Origin of the sequence: Xanthobacter pseudotagetidis (genome assembly GCF_043194795.2) — a bacterium.
Lineage (GTDB): Bacteria > Pseudomonadota > Alphaproteobacteria > Rhizobiales > Xanthobacteraceae > Xanthobacter > Xanthobacter tagetidis_A.
Genome location: NZ_CM195534.1, coordinates 46,852 through 70,887, shown reverse-complemented (window position 1 = coordinate 70,887; position 24,036 = coordinate 46,852). Strand labels below are relative to the sequence as shown.

Genomic DNA, 24,036 nt, shown 5'->3' with positions numbered 1-24,036 from the left:
CGTTGCCCGCCGGATCAGCGGTCGAGAAGGCGGAAGCGGGTGATGCCGTCATTGCCGACGAGGCGCTCGGCCTCCCCCAGCACGACGAGATGGTTGAGATGGGCGATGGCCTCGCCCATGGCGAAGCCGAGCTGGTGCCCGTCCAGCGGGCGCGAGAACATGGCGGCGAGGCAGTCGCCGGCCGAGGCGGTGCCGCCATGGGCCCGGATCGCGTCGCGCACGGTGTCGAGGCGGGCGTGGTGGTGCTCGCGCAGCACGGCGATGCGGTCGTTCGGGCCCTGGAACGGGTCGCCGTGGGAGGGCAGCACCAGGAAGTCGGCGCCGACGCGCTCCTCCATGCGCTCCAGCGAGGCCATGAACTCGCCCAGCGGGTCGGCCTCCGGCTCCACCTGCCAGACGCTGACATTGGTGGTGATCTTCGGCAGCAGCTGGTCGCCGGAGATGTAGACCTTGCGCTTCGGGCACCAGAGGCCGGCGAGGTCCGGCGAGTGGCCGCCGCCGGTGAGCACGTGCCAGTCGTCGCCGCCGATCTGGAGCGTGCCGCGGTCGGAGATCCGCCGCGCCGCCTCCGGCAGCTGCACGCCGTCGGAATAGGGCAGCACCTCGGCGTCGAACTGCGCCACCTTCTCCGGCGCCGCGCCGTTGCGCTCGTAGAAGCGCGAGCGCGAGCGGATGTCGTCGGTGAAGCTGTCCTTCACCGCGAGGTTGGCGCACATCCATTCGAGCTGGGTCATGTGCGGGCGCACGTTCCAGCGCTCGGAGATGTAGCGGCAGTTGCCGGAGTGGTCCGGGTGGAAGTGGGTGACGATCAGGCGCGTCACGCTCTTGCCGCCGAGCACCGTGCGCCACGCCTCCTCCAGCGCCTCCTGCACGCGCGGCTCGCCATAGCCGCAATCCACCTGGGTCCAGCCGTCGCCGTCGCGGATCATCCAGACATTGACCTGCCTCAGGCCCCGGAACGGCACCGGCGTGTCGAAGCGGATGATGCCGTCCGCCACCTCGGTGATGCGGGCGAACGGGCGGTCGATCTCCGCGAAGGCGGGGGATGCGTGGACCTGGGCGCTGGTCTGGGCGCTGGTCTGGGTGCTCATGCGGCGTCCTCCGTGGCCTCGCCGCGCAGCGTGCGGGCGGCATCCATCACCGCCGCGACGATGGGCGCGTAGCCGGTACAGCGGCAGATGTGGCCGGAGAGGGTATCGCGGACCTCCTCCTCGGTGGGAGAGGGATTGCGGGCGAGGAAATCGGTGAACGACATCAGCACGCCCGGGGTGCAGAAGCCGCACTGCAGGGCGTGGTGCTTGCGGAAGGCGGCCTGGAGCGCGTTCAGCGCCTGCTCGCCGGGGGCGAGGCCCTCCACCGTTCCCACCGCGCGGCCGTGCGCCTGCACCGCCAGGGTGAGGCAGGAGCGCGAGGCGGCGCCGTCGAGCAGCACCGTGCAGCAGCCGCACACCCCGTGCTCGCAGCCCACATGGGTGCCGGTGGCGCCCGCCACCTGGCGCAGGAAGTCGCTCAGCAGCATGCGCGGCTCCACATAGCCGGAGACCGGGCGGCCATCGAGCTCGAAGGTGACGAGCGTGCGCTCGCCGGGGGCTACGCGGAGCATGACAAAGCCTCATCGATCACGGGCCGGGCGAGCCGGCGCACCAAATCGCGCCGGTAGCGCGCGGTGGCGTGGATATCCTCGAAGCCGCCCAGCTCGGCGGCGAGCGCATCGACGATGTCGTCGAGGCGGGAGAGGTCGGCGCGGGGGATGGCGCGCACCGCGGGCCGGTCGGCGACGCCGCCGATGCCGAGGTCGATGGCGTCCGCCCGGGCGCGGGCGGCGAGCGAGACGATGGCGAAGTCGCCGTGGCGCCGCGCCACCTCGCGGAAGCCCGTGCCCTCGCCCTTGGCGCCGAGCGGGAAGCGCACGGCGGTCACCAGCTCGTCCGCCTCACGGGCGGTGGCGAGCAGGCCGCGCTGGAACTCGGACGCCTTGAGCACGCGGGTGCCGCGCCTGGAGCGCAGCACCACCTCGCCGCCCAGCACCGCGAGCGAGAGCGGCAGCTCGGAGGCCGGATCGGCATGGGCGATGGAGCCGCAGACCGTGCCCTTGTTGCGGGTCTGGAAATGGCCGACCCACGGCAGCGCCTTCGCCAGAAGCGGCACCTCCTGCGCCAGCTCGGGGCGCGAGAGCAGCCGGTTCTGCGTCACCGCCGCGCCGACCTCCAGATGGGTCTTGGTGCGGGTGATGGCGGACAGCTCCGGCACGCGCGAGATGTCGACGATGGCCTCGCAGTCCACGAGGCGCAGGTTCAGCATGGCGATCAGCGTCTGCCCGCCCGCCATGACGCGGGCCGCCTCCTTCCATTCGGAAAGGGCCTCGGTCGCCTCGGCCACCGTCTCGGGGCGGATATAGGTGAAGGGACGGGGCTTCATTGGGGCTTCCGGAACGCGGAGGTGAGGCGGCTCCACCAGGACGCGGAGGTGGCGCCCGAAGACGCGCCGAGGCGCGATGCGAACCGCTCGAAGAACTGGCGGATGACGAGGTCGGAGGCGCCGTCCAGCAGGCGCCCGCCGATGGCGGCGGCGCGCCCGCCCACGGCCACCTCGTAGTCGTAGGCGATGCGGGTGCCGCCCTCGATGGCCTCGAGGCGCAGCATGCCGGCGCCCGAGGCGTCGCCCAGGGGGCCGGTGATGCCGCCCGAGAGGCGGCCCGAGCGCTCGGGGTCGAGGTCGGTGAGGCGCACCTCGGCGCGGAAGCGGCCCTTCACCGGGCCGACGCCCAGCGAGACCTCGGCGCGGTAGTCGTTCTCGCCCACCACTTCCAGGGAATGGCATCCGGGGATGGTGGCCTTGAGGTTCTCCGGATCGAGCAGCGCGCGCCACACCTCGGCGACCGGCGCGCCGATGGTGACTGAACCCGCGCCGGTGAGCTCGCGCGCGCCCTCGCGCTTGGCCGCGGCCGTGGCCGCCGTGGCCGGCTTGGCCTGGCGCGGCGGGGTCTTTTCCGGTCCCGCCATGATGGCGTGGAGGCGCATGGGCGTGACCGGCAGCGGCACGTGCTCGATGCCGAGCGCGTCCGCCACCGCGTTGGCGACGCACACCGGCGTCGACATGCAGTTGCCTTCCGCCAGCCCCTTGGCGCCGAGCGCGGTGAACGGGCTCGGGCTCTCGATGTGCAGAAGCTCGATCTCCGGCACCTCGGTGACGGTGGGAATCAGGTAGTCGGCGAGCGTGCCGGTGAGGAAGCCGCCCTTGTCGTCGTAGCGGAACTCCTCGTAGAGCGCGGTGGCGAGGCCCTGCACGAAGGCGCCGCGGATCTGCCCCTCGGCGATCAGCGGGTTCAGCAGCCGGCCGGCGTCGTGCATGGAGACGTAGCGGTCGACCCGCACCTCCCAGGTGTCGGGGTCGATCTCGACGCCGCACATGTCGAACACGAAGCCATAAGCGAGCGAGGTGTTGATGCGGTCGTCGCCCGAGGGCGGCTCCAGCTCCGGCGGCGCCCAGGTGGCGGTCTCGCGCAGGCCCGGCGCCATGCCGTCGGGGAGCATCACCGGCGACCAGTGGGCGGTGCCGGCGACGCGGGCGAAGGCGAGGCCGTTGTCCGGGTTGGTCTTCGAGCGGATCATGCCGTCGACGAACTCGATGTCCTCCGGCAGCACGTTGAGCTGGTTGGCGGCGATGCGGGCGAGCTTGTCGCGGATGGCGCCGGCGGCGTGGTGCACCGCCACCGCGGTGCCGGGGGAGAAGCGGCAGGAATAGGTGCCGGCGGCGATGGACCACTGGTCCTTCACCGTGTCCATCTCCAGGTTGACCACCACCTCGTCCATCTTCAGGCCGAGCTGGTCGCAGACGATCTGCGAGATCACGGTCTCGTGGCCCTGGCCCTGCACCGTGAGGTCGGCGGTGACCGAGACCGTGCCGAGCGGGTCGACGTTCACGGTGGCGAGCGAGACCGCGCCGTTCTTCGGCCCGGCGCGCTCGCGCGCGCTCGCGGGGATCATGGTGGAGAGGTAGCCCATGTTCGACATGGAGGGCTCGACCACGGCGGCGAAGCCGATGCCGTAGTGCTTGCCCCTGGCGCGGGCCTCGTCGCGCCGGCGCCTGAGGTCTTCGAGCCGCCCCTCGCCGGTGGCGATGTCGACGCACAGCGGGTAGTCGCCGGAATCGTAGAGCGCGCCCGCCGCCGCCCGGTAGGGGAAGGCGCCGGAGGGGACGAGATTCTTGCGGATCACGTCCAGCACGTCCATGTCGAGCGCCAGCGCGATGCGCTGCACCAGGCGCTCCAGGCCGAGATAGAGCTGCGGGCCGCCGAAGCCGCGGATCAGCGCGGCGGGGGCCTTGTTGGTGAGCACCACGCGGTTGACCACGTGCAGGTTCTGGACGTCGTAGGCGCCGGTGGTGGCGCCGTGCATGCGGTAGAGCGGGCCGGGCATGGGCGCGCGCAGGAAGGCGCCGTAGTCCTCCATCTGGTCCATGCGCAGGGCGGTGATGCGCCCGTCGGCCTTCACCGCCGCCTCGATATGGGTGATGCGGTTGGGGCCGGAGCTGGCGGCGAGCAGGTGCTCGTAGCGGTCCTCCACCCACTTCACCGGCCGCCCGGCGATGCGGGCGGCGAGGCCCATCAGCACCACGAACGGGAACACAGACAGCTTGATGCCGAACGAGCCGCCGGAATCGGCCGGCGTGCGCAGCCGCAGCTTGGCGCCGGGCACGCGCAGCGCCCGCGCCATCACCGGATGGGCGCTGAACGGGCCCTGGAAGTTGGCGAGCACGTCATAGCTGCCGTCGGAGGGGCGGAACTGCGCCACCACCACGAAGCATTCCATGGGCATGAAGGAGTTGCGCGGATAGTCGACGCGCAGCTTCACCACCTTGTCGGCCTCGGCGAAGGCCTTGTCCGGATCGCCATAGGTGAAGTCGCGGCGCGAGACCTCGTTGGACTTGCAGTCCGGATGCACCAGCGGCGCGCCCTCGACGACCGCGTCCTCCGGGTCGACGATGGCGGGCAGGGGCTCGTATTCGATGTCCACCAGCTCGCCCGCGTCCTCGGCGATGTAGCGGTCCTCGGCCAGCACCAGCGCCACCGGCTCGCCGACGAAGCGCACGCGCTCCACCGCCAGCGTCCATTGCGGGATCGGCTGCTTGAGCGCCACCAGGAACGGGTCGGACAGGCGCGCCACGTCCTCGCCGGTGAGCACGGCATGCACGCCCGGCAGCGCCAGCGCACGGGCGGTGTCGATGCGGCGGATCAGGCCGTGGGGCAGGGGAGAGCGGACCACGAAAGCGTGGAGCGTGCCGGCCGGGGCGGGCACGTCGTCGGCATAGCGCCCGCGTCCGCGCAGCAGGGCCTCGTCCTCCTTGCGCGGGATCGGCTGGCCCAGGGGAGAGGAGGATGGTCGGTCCCTCATGTGCGGCGCGGGTGATGGCGCTTCAGCCTGCGCGCTGCGAATGGCTGGGGCGGACAATGCAAACCTCCGGAACGTCGACCGAAAACAGCGCGTAACATGGCGAATGAGATTGTGTAAAGCAATTTCGTATCATAATACGAATATGCTACGGAACATAAACTCGCCGTCGCCACGGGAAAGGTCTATGGGAAATCGATGATCGAAGCGAATCTCCTGCGCACGCTGGAGGAGAAGGTGACGATCGAGGAGGCGCAGTTCGACGATCTGCCCGCCATCATCGCCATCGACTCCGACCTCACCGGCATCCAGAAGCCGGAAATCTGGTACGGTTATTACGCGCCGGTGATGTCCGGCGCGCAGCGCACCTTCATGGTCGCGCGCCATGACGGCGCGGTGGTCGGCTACGTGGTGGGCGAGGTGCGCGCCTGGGAGTTCGGCTCCCCGCCCTGCGGCTGGCTGTTCGCCATCGGCGTCCGCAAGGACGTGCGGCTCGCCGGCATCGGCACCTTGCTTTTCAATGCCTTGCAGGCGCGCTTCCGGCGCCTCGGCGTGCACACCATGCGCACCATGCTGCACATCGACGACCATCTCCTGATCTCGTTCTTCCGCAGCCACGGCATGACCGCGGGACCGTTCATCGAGCTTGAGATGGGCATCTCCCCCGCGCCGAGCGGCACCTGAGCCATGAAGCTGCATCAGGCGACCCGCTATGCCATCTGGTCCATCGTCGAGCTCGCCTCGCGCCCCGGCGAGCAGATCGCGGCCAGCGAGCTCGCCGCCAAGTACCGCATCTCCCAGCATCACCTCGCCAAGGTGCTGCGCATGCTCTCGCGCGCCCGCATCGTCTCCTCGACCCGCGGTCCGGCCGGCGGCTGCACCTTCATCGGCAACGCCAACCGCCTGACGCTGCACGACATCATCGCCATGTTCGAGGAGGACGGGCCGAACGACGGCCAGGGCGCCGACACGCCGGTGGCGAGCGAGGTGGCACGGGTGCTGGGCGAGATCGACCGCATCACCTCCGCCACCCTGCGCTCGGTGACGATCCAGACCATCATCAACAATGCCCGCCGCGCCGAGGCCCGCGTCGGCGCCGCGGCCGCCGCCGCGCCCAAGGGGCGGGACCTCACGGACGCCGGCTGAGCGTCCGCGTCGTCCTGCCGCAGTCTCCTGGGCGGGGCCATCCAATTATCTGAAAATACGTGAGAAACGGTGCTCGCCTGCGTCCCGGCTTGTCTCTTGCCTTTTTATAAAGTTATTCAATAGAAATAATAGAAATTAGAGGAGAGCGACATGCCGGTCGAACCCGTGGTCGCAGACGGCCGGGGCAGCGCGGGCGCGGGAGCCGATACGGACACCTGGCCCCGCGCGGACATGCGCGTCCTGGCGCAGGCGGCCGTCTGCGTGGTGGCGGAGCTTGCCCTCCATCCCGGGGCGGCGGTGCCGATGGCGCAGGTGGGCGAGCGCCACGGCCTTTCGCGGCGCGAGCTGGCGCGCATCGCCGCGGTGCTCGAGCAGGCGGCGATCCTGCGTCCGGTGCGCGGCGCCTCCGGAGGCTGGACCCTGTGCGCGAACCCGCGCCGCCTGTCGCTGCAGGACGTGATGCGCCTGTTCCCGTCAGGGCCGGAGGCTGAGCCGGCCGGGCCGCCGAGCGCGGTGGGGCGGGAAGTGAAGACGCGGATGGCCCAGGCGCGCCGCCTCGCCGAGGCCGCGCTGGAGAGCGTCACCATCGAGGCGCTGGTGGCGCGCATCGGCCCCGAGGACCGTCCTGCCCCAGCCGCCGGAATCGCCGCGGCTGACCTCCCGCGATCCTGAACGGGTCGCGCGGGCAGAGAGGGGCGCCGATGGCGAATTCAAATATGCGCATTTCGGCACTTGACTACCAAATTTGATAGTGAAACCTTATCGCGCAATGGCAGGGCACACCCTGCTTGGCGCGATAGACGCCGCACGGGAGGAATGTCAGATGGCCTCGTACAGCTCCATCTCACGCCGTCAATACCTCAAGTCCATGGCCGCGGCAGGTGTCGGGGCGCTCGCCGCGCCCGCCATCCTCAGCCCTGCCGCCGCCCAGGGACTGACCACCATCAAGGTGGGCCGCGCCGGCGGCGTGGTGTCCGACGCCGTATTCTTCATCGCCGACGAGAAGGGCTATTTCAAAGACCAGGGCATCGCCATCGAGTTCGTCACCTTCGACGGCGGCCCCAAGATCATCGCCCCCCTGGGCGCGGGCCAGCTCGACATCGGCGTCGGCGCCTCCTCGGCCGGCCTGTTCAACGCGGTCAAGCGCGGCATCAACATCAAGATCACCGCCGACAAGGGCTCCTCGCCCCCCGGCTACGGCTACATGCCGCTCCTGGTCCGCAAGGACCTGATCGACAGCGGCCAGGTGAAGTCCTACGCCGACCTCAAGGGCCTCAAGATCGCCGAGGCCGCGCCCGGCGGCTCGCCGGGGGCGACGCTCAACGCGGCGCTCCAGAAGGGCGGGCTCACCTACAAGGACGTGAACCACGTCTATATGGGCTATCCCCAGCACGTGCCGGCGCTCGCCAACAAGGCGATCGACGGCTGCATCCTGCCCGAGCCCGGCGCCACCATGGCGGTGGAGCGCGGCTATGCGGTGCGCTACTGGGACGACACCATCTATCCCAACCAGCAGATCGCCGTGCTGCTCTACGGCGACGACTTCATCAACAAGAAGGCCGAGCTCGGCCGCCGCTTCATGCTCGCTTACGTGAAGGCGGCGCACTTCTACAACGACGCGCTGAAGGACAGCCGCTTCGCCGGCCCGAACGGCCCCGAGGTGGTGCGCATCCTCGGCGAGGACATGAAGGTGGACGACAAGGGCATCTTCTCCCGCATCGTGCCCACCGGCATCAATCCCAACGGCGGCGTCAACGTCGCGAGCCTGAAGAAGGACGCCGCCTTCTACCGCGAGCAGGGCTTCCTCGACTTCGACCCGAACGTCGATTCCGTGATCGACGGCTCGTTCGTCGAGTACGCGCTCAAGCAGGTCGGTCCCTACAAGGGCCAACGCACCTGACGCCGGCGCCGGCCAAGGGAGGCGAGCCGATGCACGCTGCCGAACTGCGGGTCGCCATGTCGGTCGACGTGGAGATGCCGCCGCCGCCGCCGAAGATCCGCGTCGACAGGCTGGTCAAGACCTTCGGCTCCTTCACCGCCGTCGACGGCATCTCCGTCGACATCGCGCCCGGCGAGTTCTTCGTCATCGTCGGGCCGAGCGGCTGCGGGAAGACCACGCTCCTGCGCATCCTCGCCGGGCTGGAGGCGCCGACGGCGGGCACCATCTCGGTCTCCCCCAACGATGCCGGGCGGCCCACCAATTCCATGGTGTTCCAGGGCGACAGCATCTTTCCCTGGATGAGCGTCTACGACAACGCCGCCTACGGCCTCGCCATGCGCCGTCGCCCGAAGGCTGAGATCGCCGAGCGGGTGCGCCCGCTCCTGGAGACCACCGGCCTGTGGCGCTTCCGCGACCGCTACCCGCACCAGCTCTCCGGCGGCATGCGCCAGCGCGTCTCCATCTGCCGCGCGTTCGCCAACGATCCCGACATCCTGCTCATGGACGAGCCGTTCTCGGCCCTCGACGAGCAGAACAAGATGCTGCTGCACCAGGAATTGCTGCGCATCTGGGAGGAGACCAAGAAGACCGTGGTCTTCATCACCCACTCGGTGGACGAGGCGGTCACGCTCTCCGACCGCATCATGGTGATGACCGCCCATCCGGGGCGCTCCAAGGCGATCCTCGACAACCCCTTCGGCCGGCCGCGCGACGTGGTCGCCCTGCGCGGCGACCCGGTCTACGGCGCGTTCGTGTTCCGCATCTGGGAATATCTGCGCGAGGAGGTGCGGGCCGCCAAGCTCCAGGAACAGGGAGGCGAGGCATGAACCGCGCGGCGCTGAACGACCGCCTGCTGGCCTTCGGCTCGCCGCTGGCCCTGTTCCTCCTCTGGGAGCTTGCCGCGAAGGCGGGGTGGATCGACACCCGCTTCTTCCCGGCGCCCTCCGCCATCCTGGTACGCATGTGGGCGCTCTCGGCCTCGGGCGAGCTGTGGGTGAACCTCCAGGCGAGCCTGTGGCGCCTGTTCGCCGGGTTCATCGTCGGCGGCATCCCGGCGCTGCTGCTCGGCATCGCGGCGGGGCTCTCGCGCCCGGTGCGCATCGCCATCGATCCGCTGGTGTCGGCCACCTATCCCATCCCCAAGAGCGCCGTGTTCCCGCTCATCCTCCTGATCTTCGGCCTCGGCGAGGCGTCGAAGATCGTCATGGTGGCCATGGGCGTGTTCTATCCCGTGCTCATCAACGCCCAGGCCGGCGTCGCCAACATCGACCGCATCTACATGGACGTGGCGCACAATTTCCGCGCCAGCCGCTGGCAGCTGTTCCGCACCGTCGCCGTCCCCGGCGCCCTGCCGCCGATCCTCGCCGGCGTGAAGCTCGGCCTCGGCATGGGCCTGATCCTGATCGCCATCGCCGAGATGATCGGCGCCGATTCCGGCATCGGCTACATGATCTGGAACGCGTGGCAGATCCTTTCCGTCGAGACCATGTATGTGGGCCTCGTCGTCATCGCCCTCATCGGCTTCGCTTTGTCGCTCGCCACCGACGAGTTGGAGAAGCTCCTGGTTCCCTGGAAGCGCGCACGCGGCTGACGTCACGCCCGCCATCGGCACGCCACGGGATGCATGATGCCGGGAGCGCGCCGGCACCAGCGAACCATAAACGCGCATGGTCCCAAGGAGTATCAAGATGCAGTTCGGTGATTTGCGGGGTTGGATCGATCACCTGCGCCAGGCCGGCGAGCTGAAGGAGATCGACAGCGAGGTGGACTGGGATTGCGAGCTCGGCACCATCACGCGGCGGGCGTTCGGCAACGGCGACGGGCCGGCGCTGCTGTTCAAGAACATCAAGGACTACAAGAGCGGGCGCTGCACCCAGCTGTTTACCGGCGGCCTGTCGAAGTATTCGCGCGTCGCCATGATGTTCGGCCTGCCGCCGGACGCGCCCATCACCGACCTCGTGAAGGCCGCCCGCAAGGCCTATGCGAGCCGCGTCCCCCCCGTCACGGTGGCGACCGGTCCGGTGAAGGAGAACATCCTCAAGGGAGACGACATCAACCTGTTCGAGTTCCCCGTGCCGCGCTGGCACCGGCTCGACGGCGGACGCTATATCAACACCATGCAGGGCACGGTGACCGCCGATCCGGAGACCGGCCGGCTGAACGTCGGCATGTACCGCGGCATGATCGGCAAGAAGAACACCTTGCCGGTGCTGCTGTGGCGGCCGCAGAACTGGGGCCAGGACTTCGCCAAGTATAACGGCCAGGGCAAGGAGATGCCGGTGGCCTTCATCTACGGCTGGGAGCCCTGCCTGCCGTTCTGCGCCTCCTCGCCGATCCCGCCGGACGTGTCCGAGTACGACGTCATGGGCGCCATCCGCGGCGCGCCGGTGGAACTGGTGGACTGCGAGACCGTGCCGCTGAAGGTGCCGGCCAGCGCCGAGATCGTCATCGAGGGCTGGATCTCCAACGATCCGTCCACCTTCGAGATGGAAGGCCCGTTCGGCGAGTACACGGGCTATTTCGGCGGCGACCAGTGCCTGAAGCACACGGTGCGGGTGACTGCCATCACCCACCGCAACAACCCCATCTTCCGCGGCACCCTGGAAGGGACCATGCCGAAGATGCTGAACGAGAACTCCATCATGAGCTCGGTGCAGCGCGCCGCGCTCGCCTGGAACATCCTGGAGCGCTCGGGCGTGCCGGGCGTGACCGACGTGCACTGCCCGCCGGCCAACAACGGCACCACCCTCATCATCCAGCTGCGCCAGACCTATCGCGGCCAGGCCAAGCAGGCGGCCTGCGCCATCTGGGGCTCGAACGCCGCGCATCTGCGCTACAAGCACATCTGGGCGGTGGACGAGGACATCGACATCCACGACTACGGCGCGCTCGACTGGGCGTTCGCCTACCGCGTGAACGCGGCGGAGGACGACATCGTCTTCTTCCCCGGCACGTTCGGCTCGGCGCTCGACCCCTCGACCCGCCTCAAGTACCGCGACACCAACATGTACGGCACCGGCAAGTGGTGCCGCGTGCTCATCGATGCCACCATCAACCTCGACTTCGAGCCTGAGGCCAATTATCAGGGCGACCGCTATCCGCGCTCGGTGATGCCTGAGCCGCAGGATTGGGAGCTCGTGGACAGCCGCTGGAAAGAGTACGGCTTCTGACGACACCGTCCGCGCCGCCGCCGGCGGCGCGGATGCCATCATCGCCCGTCCCGCCGGAGCCGCACGGGCTCGCGGCGGGGCGGGCCTCGTCGTCGAGGCGACGGCACCCCCGGCATGGGAGTTGAAGTATGAAGCGTCTCATCATCGCCATGTCGGGCGCCTCCGGCGCCATCTACGGCGTGCGCGCGCTCCAGGTGCTGCGCGCCATCCCCGACGTGGAGACCCACCTCGTGGTCTCGCCCTCCGCCCAGCGCACGCTGATGGAGGAGACGGACGTCACCTGGGACCAGCTCAAGGCGCTCGCCGACGTGCTGCACAACTACAAGGACATCGGCGCCTCCATCGCCTCGGGCTCGTTCCGCACCGAGGGCATGCTGGTGGCGCCCTGCTCGGTGAAGACGCTCTCCGCCATCGCCCATTGCGATTCCGGCGACCTGATCTCGCGCGCCGCCGACGTGGTGCTGAAGGAGCGCCGCCGCCTCGTGGTCATGTTCCGCGAGACGCCGCTGCACGCCGGCCACATTGCGATCATGGACCAGGCGACGCGCAACGGCGCGATCATCATGCCGCCCGTGCCGGGCTTCTACCACCGCCCCAAGACGCTCGACGACATCATCAACCAGAGCGTCGGCCGGGCGCTGGACCTGTTCGGCTTCGACGCCGGCATCGTCAAGCGCTGGACCGAGGCCGACACCAGCCTGGATCTCTCCGCCCTCACCCCCACCGACCGCGACTGAGCGCCGCCGCGCCGGCCGGCGCCACACAGGACGAAGGCATCGGCACCGCGCCGATGGAGACATGAGATGCTCGACCACCCGACGGCGTCCGCGAAGGACCGCCTCTATTGCGCCGACTGGCGCGCGTTCCGCGATCCCGACGTTCCCGACTGGCTCGACCCGATCGACACGCTCTTCGGCCGCCACATCGCCGATCCCGGCCGCGCGGCCAAGACCGCGCTCGTCATCGACGGCGCGCGCATCTCCTACCGCGCCCTCGACGCGAAGGTGCGTGCCACCGCGGGCGGCCTCCTCGACTTCGGCCTCGAGCCCGAGCAGCGGGTGCTGCTGTTCGGCACCGACAGCCTCGAATACGTGGCCATGTGGCTCGGCGCCATCCATGCCGGCCTGATCCCGGCGGTGGTGTCGGACCTCTACAAGGCCAAGGACCTGCTCTATTTCCTCATCGACACCGGGGCGCGGGCGCTGTTCATCGACGCCGAGCAGCTGGGCAAGCTGGAGGAGATCGCCGAGCGCCTGCCCGCCTCGCTGGAGCGCATCCTGGTGCGCGGGCCGGCGGGCGCGATCGCCGGCAGGCTGGGTGGCCGCGAGGTGCGCGCGTTCGCGGAGCTCAAGCAGGACAAGCCCTTCCCCGGCACCACGCGGCACGCCAACGACGTGTGCTACATGTTCTATTCCGGCGGCACCACGGGACCGGCGAAGGGCATCACCCACCTCACCCACGACTTCCTGGTGGTGCCGGAGCGGCACGGGCCGTTCTGGGAGTATGCCAGCGACGACGTGGTCTTCGCCTCGTCCAAGAAGTACTTCACCCACGGCCTGTGGCCCGGCGTGCTGATCCCGCTCTATTACGGGGCGACCGCCGTGCTCACCCGCCAGCCGGCGCGGCCCGACGTGGTGCTCGACATCCTGGAAAAGGAGCGCGTGACGAAGCTCGTCACCGTGCCCACGATCCTGCGCAACCTGCTCGACTTCATCGAGGACAAGGACGACTTCGCGAAGCCGCCGGCGCTGGACTTCGTCGCCAGCGCCTCGGAGAAGATCCCGCCGCACCTGTTCGAGGCGTTCCATGCCCGCTTCGGCATCGAGATCCTCGATTCCATCGGCTCCTCGGAAGTGACCTACGAATGGATCGCCAACCGGCCGAAGGACTTCAAGCGCGGCAGCCTGGGCCGGCCGGTGTTCGGCTACGAGATCAAGCTCGTGGACGAGGACGGGCGCGAGGTCACCGAGCCGGGCGTGCCGGGCGAGGCGTGGATCAGGAGCAAGACCGCCTGCTTCTTCTACTGGCGCAAGTACGAGAAGTCGCGCGAGACCTTCATCGGCGGCTGGACCCGCAGCGGCGACAATCTGACCTTCGACGAGGACGGCTATTTCTGGTTCGCCGGCCGCGAGAACGACGTGTTCAAGGTCAGCGGCCTGTGGGTGTCGCCGCTGGAGATCGAGGCCGCGCTCATGCGCCACCCGGCGGTGAAGGAGGCGGCGGTGGTGTCGTTCGAGGACCAGGACGGCCTGGTGAAGCCCAAGGCCTTCGTGGTGCTGAAGGACGGGCATGCGGCTTCGCCCGACCTGGAGCAGGCCCTGCGCGACCAGGTGCGGCCCCTTGGCGGCTACAAGGTGCCCGCCGCCTTCGCCTATATCGAGGCGCTGCCGCGCACCACGCTGCTGAAGGTGGACCGCAAGGTGCTGCGCGAGTAGGGGGCGCGTTCCGCCCCGACGTGTGGAGGCTGCGGGGAGCCGGCACCGCCTTGAGGCTGGCCGGCCGATCCTTGGTTCTGCCGTCATCCCCCGGCTTGTCCGGGGGATCCACTGTGCGGCCGGGTGGGCCTGCACGTGCCGAGGCGCGGAGCAGGCGGCGCCGTGGATGCCCCGGACAAGCCGGGGCATGACGGGATGATGAGCGCGTCGTAGTCTGCGGATTGAGCGCCGGCATGGGGAGATGATCGCGATGGACCAGGATTTGCCCGGCGCCAGCGACCTCGCGCGCTTCGCGCTCAAGGTCTATGCCAGCGAAGGCGTGCCGCCCGCCTGCCTGCTGCTGCAGGAGCGCGCCGGGGTGGACGTCAACCTGCTGCTGTTCGCCGCTTTTGCCGGCGCCGCGCGCGGGGCGGCGGTGGACGCGGCCGCGCTCGCGGCGGCGCGCGCGGCGGTCGGGGCCTGGCATGCGGAGGTGGTGAAGGCGCTGCGCGCCGTGCGCCAGCGCCTCAAGGCCGGCCCGCCGCCCGGCCCCACGCCCGTGACCGAGGCGCTGCGCGACAAGCTCAAGAAGGTGGAGATCGAATCCGAGCTGATCGAGCTCGACACGCTCTCGGCCCTCGCCGGCGGCCTGCCGCCGGCATCGGGGACGCCCGAGGCGCGCGCGATCGCCGCCATGGCGGCGGTCGTCGCCGCGTGCGCGGGCCGCCCGCCCGACGACGCCGAGCACGGCGCCATCGCCCTCATCGCCCGCCGGGCCGCGGCGCCGGGCTGACGCCGCGCGGGCTTCAGCCGTCGACGCTCACGACCCGGTCGCGGCCGGTGTTCTTCGCCTCGTAAAGGGCACGGTCGGCCGCGCCCAGCAGGCGATCGAGCTGCGCCGGGCCTTCGCCCGACTGGCGCGCCACGCCGATGCTCACCGTGAGCACCAGGGGCGCCGCGCCATCGATGGGAATTTCCATGGCCGCGACCGCCGCCCGCAGCCGCTCGGCGACCATCGCCGCATCGGCGCCGGAGGCGCGGGGGAGGATGACGGCGAACTCCTCGCCGCCCATCCGGCCGAACAGGTCGGCGTCCCTCAGCCCGCGGCCGACGGCGCCCGCCACCGCCGCGAGCGCGCGGTCGCCCGCGGCATGGCCATGGGTGTCGTTGATCCCCTTGAAGCGGTCGATGTCGAGCATCAGCACCGCGAGGGGCGCCGCGCGCACCGGATCGAGGAACAGCCGCCCCGCCCGCTCCAGGAAGGCGGCCCGCGCGAGCGCCCCCGTGAGCGCATCGTAGGTCGCCAGCACCTCCAGCCGTTTCAAGAGGTCGTTGCGGGCGGCGTTGATGCTCGCCGCGGTGAGCGGGCCGAGGGCGAGCAGCATGATGGCGAGCCGGTCCGCGGAGGTCGAGCCGTCGAGCTGCGCCACGTGAGTCGAAAACACTCCGAGCGAGGTTGCGATGAGATGCCAGATGCTCACCAGCAGGGTCAGCATCACCGTTGTGAACAGCGGGTAGGAGAGGGCGCACCACAGCAGCGCCGGCGCGGGAAACGTCACGGCGCCAGGTCCGCCGACGAACGCTCCGAGGCCGAGCGACAGGAACAGGCAGGCGACGGGGGCCGACCTCTGGGCGAGATCGCGGATGTCGTGCGGCCGCCGCAGGCGTGGCAGGCGCGGCGGCCACGGCGCCGTGAGGATGACCGGCAGCACGATGATGGCATTGGTGATTTCGGTGGTGAACCAGAATGCGGCGCCGGCAGAGAGGTCCTTGCCGAAGAAAATCGGGGCGGCGGGCGCCCCGATCAGAGCGGCGGCGGCGCCGACGCCTATCGAGATGCCGAACAGGAACAGCACCGACAGCGGGCGCCGCAGCCGGCGATCCTCCTCGCCGAGCATGCCGAACAGGATCACGCCGACCGTCACGCCGCCGAGATTCGCCGCCGTCAGCCACAGCGTCCGGAGCAAGCTGCCGCCCGTCAGCAGATCGGCCAAAAGGTATCCTAATATCGCGAATCCCCACCCGGGAGCGGTCTGAAGCCGGGGAAAGCGGACCAGAAGGCCGAGCAGCAGCGCGTTGGCGGGCCAGAAGGCGGCCAGGAAGCCGAGCGGACGCGTCAGGATGCCGAACAGACTCGCGCAGAAGACCACGGCGAACAGGATTGCCGCCGCTGCGAACTCCTGGCGCGGTCTGCGAGGCTGTTCAGCCATCCTCTGCCGGTCCCCTGCCGCATGCAATCTAGCATGGCAGGGACGGATGAGCACGCGCCGGCGTCCTCAGCTTTCCTCGTGCTTCTGCTTCTCGACCGTGCGGCGCCCGAAGTCGGGGGCGGGGGTCTCCTGGCCCTGCTCGATGATGGAGCGGCGGATCGCCCTCGTGCGGGTGAAGTGCTCGAACAGCGCCTCGCCGTCGCCGTAGCGGATCGCCCGCTGGAGCTGGGACAGGTCCTCGGTGAAGCGGCCGAGCATCTCCAGCACCGCCTCGCGGTTGGTGAGGAACACGTCGCGCCACATGGTGGGGTCGGAGGCGGCGATGCGGGTGAAGTCGCGGAAGCCGCCGGCCGAGAACTTGATCACCTCGGAGGTGAGCGTCTCCTCCAGGTGCGCCGCCGTGCCGACGATGTTGTAGGCGATGAGGTGCGGCACGTGGGAGGTGATGGCCAGCACGAGGTCGTGGTGCTCGGCGCTCATCACCTCGACGTTCGCGCCCATGGCGCGCCACAGCAGGCGGATGCGCTCCACCGCCTTGGGGTCGGCGCCCTCGGGCGGGGTGACGATGCACCAGCGGTTCTCGAACAGGGTGGCGAAGCCCGCGTCCGGTCCCGAGAATTCCGTGCCCGCCACCGGGTGGGCGGGAACGAGGTGCGCGTGCGCCGGCACGTGCGGCGCCATGGCGGCGAGCACCGCGCCCTTCACCGAGCCCACGTCCGAGAGGATGGCGCCCGGCTTCAGCGCCGGGCCGACCTCGGCCGCGACCGTCTCCGTCGCCCCCACCGGCACGCACAGGATGACGATGTCCGCGCCGTCCGCCGCTTCGCGCGCGCTCTCGGTGATCTTGTCGGCGAAGCCGAGCGCGCGCACGCGGGCGCACACGGCCGGGTCGCGGTCGGCCACCACGATGGCGCCGGCGAGATGGTTCTCCCGCGCCGCGCGGGCGATGGAGGAGCCGATCAGCCCGGCGCCGACGATGGCGAGGCGGTCAACCAGTGGCCGCGTCACGGCGCCGTGTCCGCCATCTTGCCCGCCATGAAGTCGGCGAGCGTCGCCACCACCAGGCGGTTCGCCTCCTCGGTGCCGATCGTGAGGCGCAGGCTGTCCGGCAGGCCATAGGCCGCCACCTGGCGCAGCACCAGGCCGCGCTTCGTCAGGAAGGCGTCCGCCTCCTTGGCCGTGCGGCCGGCTTCCTTCGGGAAGTGGATCAGCACGAAGTTCGCCACCGAGGGCGTGACCCTGAGCCCGAGCTTCTCGATCTCGGCGGTGAGCCAGGGCAGCCACGTCTCGTTGTGGGCGACCGCCTTCTCCACGTGGGCCGCGTCGGCGATGGCGGCGGCGCCCGCGAGCAGCGCCGGGGCGTTCATGTTGAACGGGCCGCGGATGCGGTTCATGGCGTCGATCACATGCGCCGGGCCCACCGCCCAGCCGATGCGCAGGGCCGCGAGGCCGTGGATCTTCGAGAAGGTGCGCGCCATCAGCACGTTGTCGGCGGAAAGCGCGAGCTCCAGCCCGGTCTCGTAGTCGTTGCGGCGCACATATTCCGCATAGGCGGCGTCGAGCACCAGCAGCACATGGGGCGGCAGGCCGGCGTGCAGGCGCTTGACCTCGTCGAACGGCAGGTAGGTGCCGGTCGGGTTGTTGGGATTGGCGAGGAACACCACCTTGGTGCGCGGGCTCACGCAGGCGAGCATGGCGTCCACGTCGGCGGTGAGGTCGCGCTCCTTCGCCACCACCGGCGTGCCGCCGGCGGCCAGCGTGGCGATCTTGTAGACCAGGAATCCGTGCTCGCTGTACACCACCTCGTCGCCCGGCCCCACATAAGCGTGGGCCACGAGGCTCAGGATCTCGTCCGAGCCGGCGCCGCAGATGATGCGCGCGGGATCGAGGCCGTGGGCCTTGGCGATGGCCTCGCGCAGGACGTGGGAGGTGCCGTCGGGATAATCCTGCAGCTTGCGGGCGGCCTCCACAAAGGCGGCGACCGCCTTCTCGCTCGGGCCGAGCGGGGTCTCGTTGGAGGAGAGCTTGTAGACCTTCTCCACCCCCGGCGCGTGGCTCTTGCCGGGCACGTAGGCCTCGATGGCGAGCACGCCGGGCCGCGGCTCGGGGCGGGCGGGGGAAGACGGGGAAGGCTCTCGCACGGCGGACATGACGCGAAACTCCGAAATCCGGGGGCGCTGTCAGGCCCCGGTCTGGTCCAGTCTGTAGACGGCGGCGTGGCTGCCGACCGGCACCGCCGACGAAACCTCCGCGCCGCTCCCGGCGAGGGCCGCGGCCACCTCGGCGATGGCGCGTCGCTCCGGCAGGCTGACCAGCAGCGCGGCCCCCTCGCGCGGCGCCGCGTGGGATGCCACATCGGCCACGACGATGGTCTCGGCGTAGGAGGGTATGGCACGGGCGGCGCGCGCGCTCCATCCCGACACATGGAGGGAATGCACGCTCACGTCCGTCACGGCGGCGTCGCGGATCGGATGCGCCACCACGAACACCGGCAAAGCGGCGGGATGGTCGGCGCGCTCCACGAACGGCAGGCGGGCGATGATCTTCGGCGCCTCCGGCGCCTCCAGCGCGCGCCACCACGGCGTGGTGGCCGCGGCCGGCGCGGCGGCGATCAGGCCGAGGTCGCCGGTGGAGGCCGCGACCGCCGCGACCGCGGCCTCGGCGCCCATGTGGGGCGTGAACGGCACCGTGAAGCCGAAATGGAAGCGGGCGCTGTCGCGCATCACCGGCTCGCCGCCCGAGATGTCGGCGTGCACCGCATAGGGCGCCTGGACAAAAGTGAAGGTGGCGATGATGACGCGCCAGATGCTCTCCACCGTGTCGAGCGGCAGCAGCCCGCCGTGGCGCTCCACCAGGCGGCGCATCATGTCGGCCTCGCGCGCCGGGCGGAAGGCGGAGCCGCCCTCGGCGCCGCCGGTGCGCTTGACCTGCACCAGGCGCTCGATGATCTCGCTGCGCTCCATGAGGAGGCGGTGCATCGTTTCGTCGATGCGGTCGATCTCGGCGCGCAGGTCCGACAGGCTTATGGTGGACGGGGGCTGGTTCATGGGACGCTCGGGCGCGAAGGCTTAGCGGGAACGGCGCCCGGACGCAAAGGATAGTTGCGCCGAGCGTCTCGCGGCCGCGCCACCGCCCGGCGTCAGGGAGCTGCGTCGGCGGGCGGCGCGCCGCGCCCCGGGGGCCCAGAATGCGGGGGCGCGGAATCCGGCGGCGGCAGGGGCCGGGGCGGCGCGCTGGCGCCCGCCCGCTCGGCCGCCGCGCGCAGGATCGGCTTGTAGAAGCCGGCCGACGAGCCCGCCACCAGCCAGTAAGCGAGCCCGCCCGCGAGCCCCGCCGCCACCACGTAGAAGGGATCGCTGGTGACGGCGGCGCTGCCGTCGGAGGGGGCGAAGAGCTGGGCGCCGATCCAGGCCGAGACCACACCGTTGGCGGCGTGGAACATCCACGAGCGCACCGCGAACGCTTCCGAGAACAGGATGCCCACCGCCGCCACCAGCCACATGACCATGAGCAGCAGCACCAGCACCGTCACCGAGGTGACGATGGCGATCATGACGCCCATGGCCTGCTCGCCGGGGTCGGCGGCCGTGAACAGCGTGCCGATGCGCCATTCGCCGACGAGGATCACGCAGGCGCCCGCGATCACCGCCGCGAGATATCCGAGCGGCACCAGCAGGAAGCGCAGCAGCAGGCGGGCGAGGTCGTCCATGGGGCGCTCACTCCGGCGCGTGGCAGACGGCTTCCACATTGTGGCCGTCGGGATCGATGACGAAGGCGCCGTAATAGTCGCGATGGTAGTGCGGCCGCAGTCCCGGCGGGCCGTTGTCGCGGCCTCCGGCCGCCAGGGCCGCCTGATGGAAGGCATCCACCGCGGCGCGGCTCGGGGCGCGGAAGGCGACATGCACCGGGCCGGAGAGCACCGGCTTGGCGCTGATCCAGAAGTCCGGCTTGCCGGCGCCGAAGCCCACGAAGGCGCCGGCTCCGGTCTCCTGCGCGCTCACCTCCATGACGATGCCGTAGCCGAGCGGGGCGAGGGCGGCGAGGTAGAAGGCGCGGGCGCGCTCCACGTCCTGCACCGAGAGTCCGAGATGGTCCAGCATGGCGGCTCTCCCATGGGGCGGGTTGCGGTCAGTCTTCCTGCGCCATCATGGCGCGCAAGGCGAGGCGCTCGCGGGCGGAGAGCTTCTCGCTCTCGCTCTTGAGCTGCCCGCAGGCGGCGAGGATGTCGCGCCCGCGCGGGGTGCGCACCGGGCTCGCATAGCCGGCGCGGAAGACGATGTCCGAGAAGCGCTCGATGGTCTCCCAGTCGGAGCACTCATACCGGGTGCCCGGCCAGGGGTTGAACGGGATCAGGTTGATCTTGGCCGGCACGCCTTCCAGCAGCTTCACCAGCGCCCTGGCGTCGGCGGGGCTGTCGTTCACCCCCTTCAGCATCACGTATTCGAAGGTGATGCGCTTGGCGTTGGAGGCGGCGGGGTAGGTGCGGCAGGCCTCCATCAGCTGCCTGATGGGATACTTCTTGTTGATGGGCACCAGCACGTCGCGCAGATCGTCGCGCACGGCGTGCAGCGAGATGGCGAGCATGGGGCCGACCTCGGCGCCGAGGCGCTCGATCTCCGGCACCACGCCGGAGGTGGACACCGTGATGCGGCGCTTGCCGAGGCCGAGGCCGTCGCCGTCGGCGAGGATCTCGATCGCTTCCTTGACGCTGTCATAGGCATAGAGCGGCTCGCCCATGCCCATGAAGACGATGTTGGTGACCAGCCGGTCGCCCTCGGTGGGCAGGCCCGGGCCCACCGCCCGCGCGCGGCCGGGATAGTCGCCGAGCCGGTCGCGGGCCACCATCACCTGCGCCACGATCTCGGCCGCGGCCAGGTTGCGCACCAGGCGCTGGGTGCCGGTGTGGCAGAACGAGCAGTTGAGCGTGCACCCCACCTGGGAGGAGACGCACAGCGTGCCGCGGTCGCGCTCGGGGATGTAGACCGCCTCGATGTCGTGCGGCTTCTCGCCCGGCAAATCGGCGGGGAAGCGCAGCAGCCACTTGCGGGTGCCGTCCTGCGACACCTGCTCCATCACGATCTCGGGGCGCGCCAGCGTGAACGCCTCCTCCAGCCGCGCCCTGAGGTGCTTGGAGACGTTGGTCATCTCCGCAAAGTCGGTGGCGCCGCGCAGATAGATCCAGTGCCAGAGCTGGTTGACGCGCATGCGCCGCTCGCGCTCGGGAACGCCGATGGCGGCGAGCGCGGAGCCGAGCTTCTCCCGGTCGAGCCCCACCAGCGACGGCAGGGCGGCGCCGGCTCCGGGCGCGAGGCCGGGGTCGGTCGGGGCGGAAGGGGCGATGGGGGCTGCAACGGTCATGGCGCCACACATAATGCCGATTGTGGCGGCTTTCCATAAGGGGCCAAGGAAGGGGGGAAGGCCCGCCCTCGCCGGAGCGGCGGCCCCATGCTAGCGTCCGCGCTCCGGAAACCGCAGCCGAAGACCCGCCGCCCGTGCCTCCGACCTCGCCATCCCTGACCCGCCGCGCCGTCCTCGCCGGAGCTGCCGGCCTCGCCGCCGCGCCGCTCGGCGCCGCCCGGGCGCTGGGCCAGACGCGGGGCGCGGGCGAGGCGGAGGTGATCATCGTCGGCGCCGGGGCGGCCGGCATCGCCGCCGCCCGCAAGGTGGCGGAGGCCGGGCACTCTTACGCGCTGCTGGAGGCCTCGAGCCGGGTGGGCGGGCGCGCGCGCACCGACACCCAGATCTTCGGCGTGCCGTTCGACATGGGCGCGAGCCGCATCTACCTGCCAGGGGGCAAGGCGCTCGCGGAGGCAGGCCGCGCCGCCGGGCTCGACGTGGTCCCGGTGCCCATGCCGGCGCGGCTCTATCTCGGCGGCAAGGAGGCCAACGACGCCGAATACGAGGATTTCGCCGCCACCGTGCGCCGGGCGGAGCGCGCCATCATCGCCGCCGGCGACGCCGGCCGCGACCAGCCGGCGGCGCGCGTGCTGCCCGATCTCGGCGCGTTCGGACCGAGCGCCCACTTCATCACCGGCCCCTTCACGTGCGCCAAGGAGCTGGAGGAGGTCTCCACCGTCGACTTCTCTCGCGCCGAGGAGCGCGAGGGCGATCTGATGTGCCGCCAGGGCCTCGGCGCCATGGTGGCGAAGCTCGCTGCCCCGCTCACCGTGCGCCTGGAGACGCAGGTCCGCACCGTGGACCTCTCCGGCCGCCAGGTCTCGGTGCAGACCAGCCGCGGCACGCTCACGGGGCGGGTGGTGATCCTCGCCGTGCCGCCGAGCGTGATCCTCTCCGGCGCCGTCCGCATCACGCCCGGCTTGGTGCCGCGCTACCGCACGGCGGTGGAGCGCATCACCCTCGGCGCGTTCGACCGGATCGCCTTCGAGCTGCCCGGAAACCCGCTGGACCTCAGGCCGGACGAGCGCATCTTCTTCAAGGCGGCCACCAGCCGCTCCGCCGCCCTCACGGCGCGCATCGGCGGCACCGACCTCTATGGGCTGGACGTGGGCGGCGCGCTGGCCACGGCCCTCGCCGGCGGCCCGCCCGAAGGCGCGCGCGCCTTCGTGCGCGAGGCGCTGACGCGCGAGTTCGGCGCCCAGGCGGCGGGCAAGGCGGGGCGCGTCAGCGCCACGCGCTGGACCAGGGAGCCGTTCGCCCTCGGCGCCTTCTCCTGCGCCTTGCCGGGGGCCGGCAACCTGCGCCGCGCCTTCACCGAGGTGGCCTCGGGCCGGCTCCTGTTCGCCGGCGAGCACGCGCATGAGACGCTGTGGGGCACGCTCGCGGGGGCGTGGCAGTCGGGCGAGCGCGCGGCCGCCCAGGCGGTGGGCATCCTCACCGGCCAGCGCGCGGGATAGAATCGCCTTTCAGTGCTCAGGGCTGTTCCGCCCAGCGGCTGGGTTTGGACTGCGACCGGCATCCGACGCCGTCATGCCCGGCTTTGTGCCGGGCATCCAGGCCGTGCCGCCGTCGCGATACCTTGGATGTTTGCGCGCCACGCCGCGGGGCGTGGATGGCCGGGACGAGCCCGGCCATGACGGTGCTGATGGGGTGGTGACGGCGCGCGAGCCAGCCTTGGGCCTTACTGGAGCGAGCCCTCGCCGTCGCCGGGGGTGGTGCGGGCGAGCGTCATCTGGGTGATGGCCACCAGCATCTCGGCCCGTTCGCGCAGGGTCCGCGCCTCCAGCAGCGCCTGCTTCTCCCGTATCCCGTAAGGCGAGATCACCGAGAGCGTGTTCACCAGCATCTCGGTGCCGGCCTGCTGGATGCCGTCCCAGTCGGCATCGAGCTTGTTGGCTTCGAGGAACGCGGCGAGCGCCGCCAGCAGCGCCGAGCGGTCCACCTCGCCCTCGCCGGCGCTGGCGTCGAAATCGGCGGCGAAGGGGGCGGTGTCGATCCTGAACTGGCGGTAGGGGGTCAGCGCCTCCACCTCCTCCAGGACGGTGAAGCGGGCGACGCCGGTGAGCGTGATGAGGTAGCGCCCGTCCCCGGTCTCGGAGAACTGCGTCAGCCGGCCGAGGCAGCCCACCTTGAACACCTGCGGCCCGTGCGGGCCGGGCGCCGCGCCGGGGTCGGGCTGCGCCATGGCGATGAGCCGCGCGCCGGACAGCGCGTCGTCCACCATGGCGAGATAGCGCGGCTCGAAGATGTTGAGCGGCAGCTCGGCGCGCGGCAGCAGCAGCGCCCCCGAGAGCGGGAACACCGGGACCACCGGCGGCACGTCCGCCGGCGACAGATAGGTCCGCTTTGCCGCCACGTTCGGCTTCCTTT

At 70.7% G+C, this 24,036-nt stretch carries 23 protein-coding genes; 11 read left to right on the top strand and 12 right to left on the bottom strand.

The window, feature by feature from the left end; all coding sequences use genetic code 11:
- Positions 1-14: 14 nt before the first annotated feature.
- Genes V5F67_RS00345 through V5F67_RS00330 form a run of 4 tightly spaced genes read right to left on the bottom strand, consistent with a single transcriptional unit; the run spans position 15 to position 5,393 of the window.
- Positions 15-1,091 (bottom strand): MBL fold metallo-hydrolase, encoded by a 1,077-nt coding sequence (locus V5F67_RS00345; protein ID WP_394020982.1) that lies wholly within the window; start codon positions 1,089-1,091, stop codon positions 15-17.
- On the bottom strand, positions 1,088-1,603 hold the full coding sequence (locus V5F67_RS00340) for a (2Fe-2S)-binding protein (RefSeq protein WP_394020983.1): 516 nt from the start codon (positions 1,601-1,603) through the stop codon (positions 1,088-1,090). The genes V5F67_RS00345 and V5F67_RS00340 overlap by 4 nt, the downstream gene beginning before the upstream one ends.
- A complete protein-coding gene (locus V5F67_RS00335) occupies positions 1,591-2,418 on the bottom strand; it encodes an FAD binding domain-containing protein (RefSeq protein ID WP_394020984.1) in 828 nt (275 codons plus the stop codon). Before V5F67_RS00335 ends, V5F67_RS00340 begins: the two co-directional genes overlap by 13 nt.
- Positions 2,415-5,393, bottom strand: a complete 2,979-nt coding sequence (locus tag V5F67_RS00330) for a xanthine dehydrogenase family protein molybdopterin-binding subunit (protein ID WP_394020985.1) — start codon at positions 5,391-5,393, stop codon at positions 2,415-2,417. The genes V5F67_RS00335 and V5F67_RS00330 overlap by 4 nt, the downstream gene beginning before the upstream one ends.
- Positions 5,394-5,588: 195 nt before the next feature.
- Between V5F67_RS00330 and V5F67_RS00325 the strand changes: the two genes are divergently transcribed.
- The 10 genes from V5F67_RS00325 to V5F67_RS00280 all read left to right on the top strand — a co-directional run bounded on the left by V5F67_RS00325 (position 5,589) and on the right by V5F67_RS00280 (position 14,852).
- Positions 5,589-6,074, top strand: a complete 486-nt coding sequence (locus V5F67_RS00325) for a GNAT family N-acetyltransferase (RefSeq protein WP_394020986.1) — start codon at positions 5,589-5,591, stop codon at positions 6,072-6,074.
- Between the two features lie 3 nt (positions 6,075-6,077).
- The gene (locus V5F67_RS00320; RefSeq protein WP_394020987.1) at positions 6,078-6,536 is read left to right on the top strand and encodes an Rrf2 family transcriptional regulator; all 459 of its coding nucleotides are present in this window, start codon (positions 6,078-6,080) and stop codon (positions 6,534-6,536) included.
- Between the two features lie 150 nt (positions 6,537-6,686).
- A complete protein-coding gene (locus tag V5F67_RS00315) occupies positions 6,687-7,208 on the top strand; it encodes an Rrf2 family transcriptional regulator (RefSeq protein ID WP_394020988.1) in 522 nt (173 codons plus the stop codon).
- A gap of 151 nt (positions 7,209-7,359) precedes the next feature.
- A complete protein-coding gene (locus V5F67_RS00310) occupies positions 7,360-8,436 on the top strand; it encodes an ABC transporter substrate-binding protein (protein WP_394020989.1) in 1,077 nt (358 codons plus the stop codon).
- Positions 8,437-8,465: 29 nt separating this feature from the next.
- Entirely contained in the window at positions 8,466-9,302 is an 837-nt protein-coding gene (locus tag V5F67_RS00305; protein ID WP_394020990.1) for an ABC transporter ATP-binding protein, read from the top strand.
- Entirely contained in the window at positions 9,299-10,066 is a 768-nt protein-coding gene (locus tag V5F67_RS00300) for an ABC transporter permease (RefSeq protein WP_394020991.1), read from the top strand. Before V5F67_RS00305 ends, V5F67_RS00300 begins: the two co-directional genes overlap by 4 nt.
- A 97-nt stretch (positions 10,067-10,163) precedes the next feature.
- Positions 10,164-11,645, top strand: coding sequence for a UbiD family decarboxylase (locus V5F67_RS00295; protein WP_394020992.1), 1,482 nt, complete (start codon positions 10,164-10,166; stop codon positions 11,643-11,645).
- 128 nt (positions 11,646-11,773) lie between these two features.
- Positions 11,774-12,382 (top strand): UbiX family flavin prenyltransferase, encoded by a 609-nt coding sequence (locus V5F67_RS00290; protein ID WP_394020993.1) that lies wholly within the window; start codon positions 11,774-11,776, stop codon positions 12,380-12,382.
- 66 nt (positions 12,383-12,448) lie between these two features.
- Positions 12,449-14,080 (top strand): benzoate-CoA ligase family protein, encoded by a 1,632-nt coding sequence (locus V5F67_RS00285; RefSeq protein WP_394020994.1) that lies wholly within the window; start codon positions 12,449-12,451, stop codon positions 14,078-14,080.
- 250 nt (positions 14,081-14,330) lie between these two features.
- Positions 14,331-14,852, top strand: a complete 522-nt coding sequence (locus V5F67_RS00280; RefSeq protein WP_394020995.1) for a TIGR02444 family protein — start codon at positions 14,331-14,333, stop codon at positions 14,850-14,852.
- 13 nt (positions 14,853-14,865) lie between these two features.
- Here the strand turns inward: V5F67_RS00280 and V5F67_RS00275 are convergent, their stop codons facing one another.
- From V5F67_RS00275 to rlmN, 7 genes are all read right to left on the bottom strand, one after another.
- On the bottom strand, positions 14,866-16,269 hold the full coding sequence (locus tag V5F67_RS00275; protein ID WP_394020996.1) for a GGDEF domain-containing protein: 1,404 nt from the start codon (positions 16,267-16,269) through the stop codon (positions 14,866-14,868).
- Positions 16,270-16,335: 66 nt separating this feature from the next.
- Entirely contained in the window at positions 16,336-17,277 is a 942-nt protein-coding gene (locus V5F67_RS00270) for a prephenate/arogenate dehydrogenase family protein (protein WP_394020997.1), read from the bottom strand.
- Positions 17,274-18,419, bottom strand: a complete 1,146-nt coding sequence (gene hisC, locus V5F67_RS00265) for a histidinol-phosphate transaminase (protein ID WP_394020998.1) — start codon at positions 18,417-18,419, stop codon at positions 17,274-17,276. Before hisC ends, V5F67_RS00270 begins: the two co-directional genes overlap by 4 nt.
- A 30-nt stretch (positions 18,420-18,449) precedes the next feature.
- Complete coding sequence (locus tag V5F67_RS00260; RefSeq protein WP_394020999.1) at positions 18,450-19,316, bottom strand: chorismate mutase; 867 nt, start codon at positions 19,314-19,316, stop codon at positions 18,450-18,452.
- 92 nt (positions 19,317-19,408) lie between these two features.
- Positions 19,409-19,978 (bottom strand): hypothetical protein, encoded by a 570-nt coding sequence (locus V5F67_RS00255; RefSeq protein ID WP_394021000.1) that lies wholly within the window; start codon positions 19,976-19,978, stop codon positions 19,409-19,411.
- Between the two features lie 7 nt (positions 19,979-19,985).
- The gene (locus V5F67_RS00250) at positions 19,986-20,369 is read right to left on the bottom strand and encodes a VOC family protein (RefSeq protein WP_394021001.1); all 384 of its coding nucleotides are present in this window, start codon (positions 20,367-20,369) and stop codon (positions 19,986-19,988) included.
- Positions 20,370-20,397: 28 nt separating this feature from the next.
- Positions 20,398-21,627, bottom strand: a complete 1,230-nt coding sequence (gene rlmN / locus V5F67_RS00245) for a dual-specificity RNA methyltransferase RlmN (protein WP_394021002.1) — start codon at positions 21,625-21,627, stop codon at positions 20,398-20,400.
- A 134-nt stretch (positions 21,628-21,761) separates the two neighbouring features.
- On the opposite strand from rlmN, the gene V5F67_RS00240 reads away from it, so the two are divergent.
- Entirely contained in the window at positions 21,762-23,123 is a 1,362-nt protein-coding gene (locus tag V5F67_RS00240; RefSeq protein ID WP_394021003.1) for a flavin monoamine oxidase family protein, read from the top strand.
- Between the two features lie 224 nt (positions 23,124-23,347).
- On the opposite strand, the gene V5F67_RS00235 is transcribed toward V5F67_RS00240, so the two are convergent.
- Positions 23,348-24,022, bottom strand: a complete 675-nt coding sequence (locus tag V5F67_RS00235; RefSeq protein WP_394021004.1) for an LON peptidase substrate-binding domain-containing protein — start codon at positions 24,020-24,022, stop codon at positions 23,348-23,350.
- Positions 24,023-24,036 lie beyond the last annotated feature (14 nt).